Here is a 6807-nt window from a genome sequence, read left to right on the forward strand (position 1 = left end):
CGCCGCTGCGCTGCATCTCGTGCAGCAGCGTCACCAGGATGCGGCAGCCGGACGCGCCGATGGGGTGGCCGATGGCGATGGCGCCACCGTTGACGTTGACCTTGGCCGGGTCGATGTCCAGCGCGCGGTTGACGGCGCAGGCCTGGGCAGCGAAGGCCTCGTTGAGTTCGAACAGGTCCACATCCGACGCCTTCCAGCCCGCGCGGGCCAGGGCCTTTTGCGAGGCCGACACCGGGCCCATGCCCATGATGGCTGGGTCCAGGCCGGTGGTGCCGAAGGCGGCGATGCGAGCCAGCGGCGTCAGGCCCAGGGCGGCCGCCTTCTTGGCCGTCATCACCATCACGGCGGCGGCGCCGTCGTTGATGCCCGAGGCGTTGCCGGCGGTCACGGAACCGGCCTTGTCAAAGGCGGGACGCAGACCGGCCAGCACTTCGGCGGTGGTCTTGGCGTTGATGAATTCGTCGCTGTTGAAGACCACCGGGTCACCCTTGCGCTGCGGGATGCTCACGCCAACGATCTCGTCCTTGAACTTGCCTGCAGCCTGGGCGGCGGCGGCTTTTTGCTGGCTGGCGGCAGCCAGCGCGTCCTGCATCTCGCGCGAAATGCCTTGGGCCTTGGCCACGTTCTCGGCGGTGATGCCCATGTGGTACTGGTTGTAGACGTCCCACAGACCGTCGACGATCATGGTGTCGGTCATCTTCCAGTCGCCCATGCGCTGGCCGTCGCGGCTGCCGTTGAGCACGTGCGGGCTGGCGCTCATGTTTTCCTGGCCGCCGGCGATCACGATCTCGCTGTCGCCCCAGGCCACGGCCTGCGCGGCCAGCATCACGGCCTTCAGGCCCGAGCCGCAGACGGCGTTGATGGTCAGCGCCGGGGTTTCCTTGGCCAAGCCGGCCTTCAACGTGGCCTGGCGGGCCGGGTTCTGGCCCGCGCCTGCGGCCAGCACCTGGCCCATGATCACCTCACCGATCGCATCGACCGGCAGACCGGTGCGCGCCAGCAGTTCCTTGATGACGATGCTGCCGAGTTCGGTGGCCGGGGTCTTGGCGAGCGAGCCGCCGAACTTGCCCACGGCGGTGCGAGCGGCTGAAACGATGACGATGTCTTCCATGGTGTTTCCTCTTGGGTTTGCAAATTTGTCCGTTGGCCCTGAGCCTGTCGAAGGGCGTGCAGAGATGTTGGCCGGGGCGTTGACAGGCTCAGCCCGAGCAGAATGGGGTCAGGCCTTCGCCTTCACGTAGCGTCCCGGTGCCGGCTCGATGGCGGCGTAGGTCTTGCCCTTGCCGTAGGCCTTGGGCGCAGCAATCTGTTTGCCCGCCAGCGGCTTGAGCCAGGCGGCCCAGTCGGTCCACCAGCTGCCTTTGTGCTCGGTCGCGTTGGAAATCCAGTCGTTCACGTCGGCCGGGAACTGCGTGGCATCGCTCACCCAGTGGCTGCGCTTGCCGGCCGCGGGCGGGTTGATCACGCCGGCGATGTGGCCCGAGGCGCCCATGACAAAACGCTTCTTGCCCGGAAACACCTGGGTGCTGGCGTATGCCCCACCGATGGGCACGATGTGGTCTTCGCGCGAGCCGTAGATGTAGACCGGCAGCTTGACCTTGCGGAAGTCGATCTTCTCGTCACAGACCGTGGTTGTGCCCGGCTTGACCAGGTTGTTTTCCAGGTAGGTCTGGCGCAGGTACCAGGCGTAGTACGGGCCGGGCAGGTTGGTCGCGTCCGAATTCCAGTACAGCAGGTCGAACGGTGGCGGCGACTCGCCCTTGAGGTAGTTGCCCACCACGTAGTTCCAGACCAGGTCGTTCGGACGCAGGAAGCTGAAGGTCGTGGCCAGATCGCGCCCGGGCATGAGGCCGCCCTGGGCAAACTGCATCTCGCGCATCTTCACGAACGGTTCATCGATGAACACGTCGAGGATGCCGGTGTCGGTGAAGTCGATCAGCGTGGTGAGGAACGTGGCGCTGTTGACCGGCGTTTCGCCGCGCGCGGCCAGCACGGCCAGCGCATTGCTCAGCATGGTGCCGCCGACGCAGAAGCCCAGCGCGTTGATGGTCTCGGCGCCGGTGATGTCTTGCGCGACGCCGATGGCCTGGATCACCGCCTGTTCGATGTAGTCGTCCCAGGTGGCCTGGGCGAGCGACTCGTCGGGGTTGCGCCAGCTCACCACGAAGGTGCGGTGGCCCTGCTCCACGCAGTAGCGGATCAGCGAGTTGCTGGGCTGCAGGTCGAGGATGTAGAACTTGTTGATGCAGGGTGGCACCAGCAGGAACGGCCGCTCGTACACCTTGGCCGTCAGCGGCTTGTATTCGATCAGCTGGAACAGCGCGTTCTCGAACACCACGGCGCCTTCGGTGGTGGCCACGTTCTTGCCCACCTCGAACACGCTCTCGTCCGTCATGGACACATGGCCCTGCTTGATGTCGTGCAGCAGGTTGGCCACGCCCTTGGCGATGCTCTCGCCCTGGGTCTCGATAGCTTTCTTCTGCGCCTCGGCGTTGAAGGCCAGGAAGTTGCTCGGTGCGCTGGCGTCGATCCACTGCTGCACCGCGAAGCGCACGCGGGTCTTGGTTTTGGCATCGCCTTCCACCGCGTCGGCCATGGCCATCAGCGTGCGGGCATTGAGCAGGTAGGCCGCCGCCGAGAAGGCCGCCACCGGGTTGCTGTTCCAGGCCTCGCTGGCGAAGCGGCGGTCGCCCTGCGGCCGGGCGTCCAGGCCCTGGTTCCACAGGCCGGCCACGTCCTTGAGGTAGGTGTTCTGGATCTCCAGCAGCTTGGCGGGGTCAAAACTGACCTTCTGCCCGGCCGCCTGGTTGAACAGATCACCCAGCCCAGGCAGGTTGCCCATGGGGGGCATGGCCATGCCGAACGGGTGGGCCGCGCCGGTCTGCGGCATGAAGGCCTTGAACGCGGCAAAGGGGTCGGCCGCGGGTGCTCCGGCGGGCATTTGCCCGGCCGCGCCCGGGAAGGCCTGCGCCGCCTGGGTCCATTGGCTGATGAGGTTTTGCTGGAACTGCTGCGCAGCCTCCAGCCACGGCTGAGGGTTGGATTTCCCAGATGTCATGCTTGTCTCCGATGTGCTGCCCTGCGGCTTATGATCGGCCCCCTCTGGGGAGAGAACCGGGGTTTTCCCTAGTGTTGATCGACCTGCTTCCAGCAAGCTGACAACGCCAAAACCCGTTGCGCGAGGAACGCTGTGTATCTGGTGGTGATTGCCTGGATGTATGTGGTGCTGATGATGTCGGTGGCCGAAGCCACGAACACGACAGGTTCCGTTCTTGGGGCCATTGTGACCTTCTTTTTGTACGGTTTGCTCCCGGTGGCACTGGTGGTTTACCTGATGTTGGCACCTCAGCGCCGCAAAGCCATCAAGGCCCGCGAAGCGGCCGAAGATGCAGCACGCCGATCCACCACCGCGTCACCCGATGTGGATGCAGGCGGCCATGCGGCCGGTGCTGCCCAGGCGGACGGCGTCGCGCCGGTGCGAAAAGAACCGTGAAGCCTGCGTGACGGTGCACCAGGGCAGCGTCCCGTCGTTGCCGAACAGCCGGGTGATGCCCATGGCCCGCAGGCGCAGGCGCGCCAGTTGCGGCAGGTTGGTCAGGTACTTGCCCTGGGCGGCCAGCGGCTGGAAACAGCTGGCCGCATCGGCGCGCCAGGCGACGAAGGCGGCGCGCACCTCCTCGCCGACCTCGAAGGCCTCGGGGCCTATGCATGGACCCAGCCAGGCCAGCGTGTTCGCGGCAATGTCCTCGCGCGTGCGCTGGGGCTGGCGGGTTTGCAGCGCAGCGACCACCGCGGCCCAACAGGTTTCCAGCACGCCCTGACCGTCCACATCCGCCCCCGATCCGACCAGACCCCGCCAGCCGGCATGCGCGGCCGCCACCACCGTGCCCTCGGCGTCGGTGAACAGCACCGGCAGACAGTCCGCCACCATGACGGTGCAGGCGATGCCCGGCTGCGTGGTGATGCAGGCGTCGGCCACGGTGCCATCGGGCGTGTGCTGGTCCAGCGTGGCCACCGCGGTGCCGTGCACCTGCTGCAGAAACACCGGCCGGGCGCCCAGGCGTTGACCCAGCCGGGCGCGGTTGGTGGCCACGGCGGCGGCTTCGTCGCGCACGTGGTCGCCGAGGTTGAGGCTATCAAAGGGCGCGACCGACACCCCACCCGCCCGGGTGGTGAACAGCGCGTGCACATGGCGCGGCGCCGGCCAGTCGGACACCAGCCAGTCTTCAGCGGGCACGGGCATCAGGCTTCGTTGTCCGGGCAAGCCGAGGGCTGGGCCTGCTGGAACGCGGGCAGCGCCATGCAGGCTTCAAACGCGGCCATGGTGCGCGGCAGGCCGTCCAGCGGCGTGTTGAAGCGTTGGCCGTTGAAGATCTGCGGCACCAGGCAGCAGTCGGCCAGGGTGGGCGTGTCGCCGTAACAAAAAGCCGACGCCGGCAGTTGTGCGAGCTGGCGCTCGAAGGCTTCCAGCCCGGTGCGCACCCAGTGGCGGTACCAGGTGTTCTTGGCCTCTTCGTCCACTTTCAGGTCCCTGGACAGGTACTTGAGCACGCGCAGATTGTTGATCGGGTGGATCTCGCAGGCGATCGACTGCGCCAGCGCCCGCACGCGCGCGCGGCCGACGGCGTCGCGCGGCACCAGGGCGGGTTCGGGATGGGTCTCGTCGAGGAACTCGATGATCGCCATCGACTGCGACAGCCGCGTGCCATCGTCCAGCTCCAGCAGCGGCACCAGCTGGTCGGCCGACACGTCGCCGTACGCGGCCTGCTTGTGCTCGCCCTTGGCCAGGTGCACCGGCACGTATTCGTAGGGCAGGCCCTTGAGCGCCAGCGCGATGCGCACGCGAAAGGATGCAGAAGAACGGAAGTAGTTGTAAAGCTTCATGGGGAACAAGGATAAACGTGTGTGCGACGGCGCGGTTGACCCGGTCAGCGCGCCAGCAGCGGGCGCAGGGCCTGCGCCACCGCAGGCACGATGCTGACGGCGTTGCTGGCGTGGGGGATGGCGTCGGTGCTCCAGACCTGGCCCACACCGGCTTCGCGCAGCAGGTCCATGGCGCCGGCCGCGAACAGGGCGTGCGTGACCGCGACGTCCACCGATGCGGCGCCGGCCCGCAGCAGCGCGCGCGCCGCCTGTGCCACGGTGTGGCCCGAACTGGCCACATCGTCCATCAGCACCACCGCACGGCCCGCGACGGGCAAATCGGGCAACACGATGTCGACCTCGCGGTCGCCGTGACGCGTCTTGTGGCACACCCCGCTGTGCCAGCCGTGGCGCAGCGCGGCCTGGGCCACCCACTGCTGCGACTCCTCGTCCGGGCCGACCAGCAGCACGTCGCGCCGCTGCGTGGCGATGTGGTCGGCCAGCAGCGGGGCACCGCTGAGCACGATGGCGTCACGCACCGGAATGGCTTCTTCCAGCGTGGCCACGCGGTGCAGGTGCGGGTCCACGGTGAGGACGGCGTCGAACAGCTCGGCCAGAAACGCCCCCACGATGCGCTGGCTCACCGCCTCGCCGGGGTTGAACGCGATGTCCTGCCGCATGTAGGCAAGGTAAGGCGTGACCAGGGTGAGCTGCCGCGCCCCGAGCTGGCGCGCGGTGCGCGCGGCCAGCAGCAGCTCGACCAGCTTCTCGTTGGGCTGGTGCAGGCCGCGCCAGAGGACCACACGCGAGGGCAACGGGTCGGGCAGGCGCAGGCGCAGCTCGCCGTCGGGAAAGCGGTGGCGCTGGATGCGCGCCAGCGGCAGATCGATAGCCTCGGCCGCGCGCTGGGCGATGGCCTCTTCGTCTTCAAAACACAGCAGCATCAGAACTCCACAAAGACCTGGGGCACCTGCCCCGCCTCGCCCAGGCTGTAGCCGCTGCTGCGGGCACTGGCCTGGCGGGCAAATTCCAGATCGGCCGGGTAGGCCGCGTGCACACGGAACAGCGGCTGCCCGGCGCGCACCGCGTCGCCCAGCTTGGCGCACAGGTCCACGCCGGCCCCCTGCACCTTGGGCGCCCCGGCCAGCCGTGCGATCTGCGCGATCTGCAGGTTGTCGATCCCGATCACCACACCGTCGCGCGGCGCAGTCACCTCCAGCATGAGCGGGCCCAACGCGGGGTGGTGGTGATCGAAACCGTACGCGCCCTGCGCGGCGATGATGGCCTGCATCTGCGCCAGCGCGCGGCCCGAGTCGAGGATGTCGCGCGCGATCGCAAAACCGTCGCCCCCGCGCACATCGGGGCTGCATTCGATCAGCCGGCCGGCCAGCCGCAGCGACTTCTGGCGCAGGTCGTTGGGGGCATCGGGGTGGTTCTCCAGCACCTGCATCACGTCGCGCGCTTCGAGCACCGGGCCGATGCCGCGGCCCACGGGCTGGCGGCCATCGGTGATGACCACGTCCAGCGACAGGTGCAGGCGTTGCGCCACGTATTCGAACAGCCGTCGCAGGCGCTGCGCCTCGGGCATGGAACGCACCTTGGCCGTGGGGCCGATGGGAATGTCCAGCACCAGGTGCGTGGCACCGGCCGCGATCTTCTTGGACAGGATGGACGCCACCATCTGCCCCGGTGAATCCAGCGCCAGCGGCCGCTCGACCGAGATCAGCACGTCGTCGGCCGGCGACAGATCGGCCGTGCCACCCCAGGCCAGGCAGCCCTTGTGGGCGCGCACGATCTGCGTCAGCTGCTCGAAGGGCAGTTCGACGTTGGCCAGCACCTCCATGGTGTCGGCCGTGCCGGCGGGCGAGGTGATGGCGCGCGAGGACGTTTTGGGAAACACCAGCCCATAGGCCGCGACGATGGGCACCACCAGCATCGAGGTGC

7 protein-coding genes are annotated in these 6807 nt (G+C 68.1%); 1 reads left to right on the forward strand and 6 read right to left on the reverse strand.

The window, feature by feature from the left end:
• Positions 1-1111 (reverse strand): acetyl-CoA C-acetyltransferase (locus tag RMP09_RS23915; RefSeq protein WP_310568471.1); only part of this gene is annotated, 1111 nt, incomplete at its 3' end.
• Between the two features lie 108 nt (positions 1112-1219).
• Positions 1220-3058 carry a class I poly(R)-hydroxyalkanoic acid synthase gene (gene phaC / locus RMP09_RS23920; protein WP_409559776.1) on the reverse strand — a complete coding sequence of 613 codons (1839 nt, stop codon included), beginning with the start codon at positions 3056-3058 and terminating at the stop codon, positions 1220-1222.
• A gap of 132 nt (positions 3059-3190) precedes the next feature.
• Here phaC and RMP09_RS23925 point away from each other — a divergent pair, with 132 nt between their 5' ends.
• Positions 3191-3493, forward strand: a complete 303-nt coding sequence (locus RMP09_RS23925) for a hypothetical protein (protein ID WP_310568472.1) — start codon at positions 3191-3193, stop codon at positions 3491-3493.
• Here the strand turns inward: RMP09_RS23925 and RMP09_RS23930 are convergent.
• The 4 genes from RMP09_RS23930 to RMP09_RS23945 form a co-directional block, all read right to left on the reverse strand.
• Entirely contained in the window at positions 3413-4243 is an 831-nt protein-coding gene (locus RMP09_RS23930) for a polyphenol oxidase family protein (protein ID WP_310568473.1), read from the reverse strand. The two genes, RMP09_RS23925 and RMP09_RS23930, sit on opposite strands and share 81 nt — an antisense overlap.
• Positions 4243-4884 carry a maleylacetoacetate isomerase gene (gene maiA, locus RMP09_RS23935; protein ID WP_310568474.1) on the reverse strand — a complete coding sequence of 214 codons (642 nt, stop codon included), beginning with the start codon at positions 4882-4884 and terminating at the stop codon, positions 4243-4245. The genes RMP09_RS23930 and maiA overlap by 1 nt, the downstream gene beginning before the upstream one ends.
• 44 nt (positions 4885-4928) lie before the next feature.
• Positions 4929-5807: a ribose-phosphate diphosphokinase gene (locus RMP09_RS23940; RefSeq protein ID WP_310568475.1), complete on the reverse strand. Its 879-nt coding sequence runs from the start codon at positions 5805-5807 to the stop codon at positions 4929-4931.
• A partial coding sequence (locus tag RMP09_RS23945) for a thymidine phosphorylase (RefSeq protein ID WP_310568476.1) occupies positions 5807-6807 on the reverse strand: 1001 nt, incomplete at its 5' end. The genes RMP09_RS23945 and RMP09_RS23940, both read right to left, overlap by 1 nt.

The organism is Hydrogenophaga sp. (assembly GCF_031426985.1).
Classification (GTDB): domain Bacteria; phylum Pseudomonadota; class Gammaproteobacteria; order Burkholderiales; family Burkholderiaceae_C; genus Hydrogenophaga.

Excerpts from the sequence above, each read along its gene's own strand:
- phaC (WP_409559776.1), bottom strand. The coding sequence starts at position 3,058 with ATGACATCTGGGAAATCCAACCCTCAGCCGTGGCTGGAGGCTGCGCAG.
- RMP09_RS23940 (WP_310568475.1), bottom strand. The coding sequence starts at position 5,807 with ATGCTGCTGTGTTTTGAAGACGAAGAGGCCATCGCCCAGCGCGCGGCC.
- RMP09_RS23930 (WP_310568473.1), bottom strand. The coding sequence starts at position 4,243 with ATGCCCGTGCCCGCTGAAGACTGGCTGGTGTCCGACTGGCCGGCGCCG.
- maiA (WP_310568474.1), bottom strand. The coding sequence starts at position 4,884 with ATGAAGCTTTACAACTACTTCCGTTCTTCTGCATCCTTTCGCGTGCGC.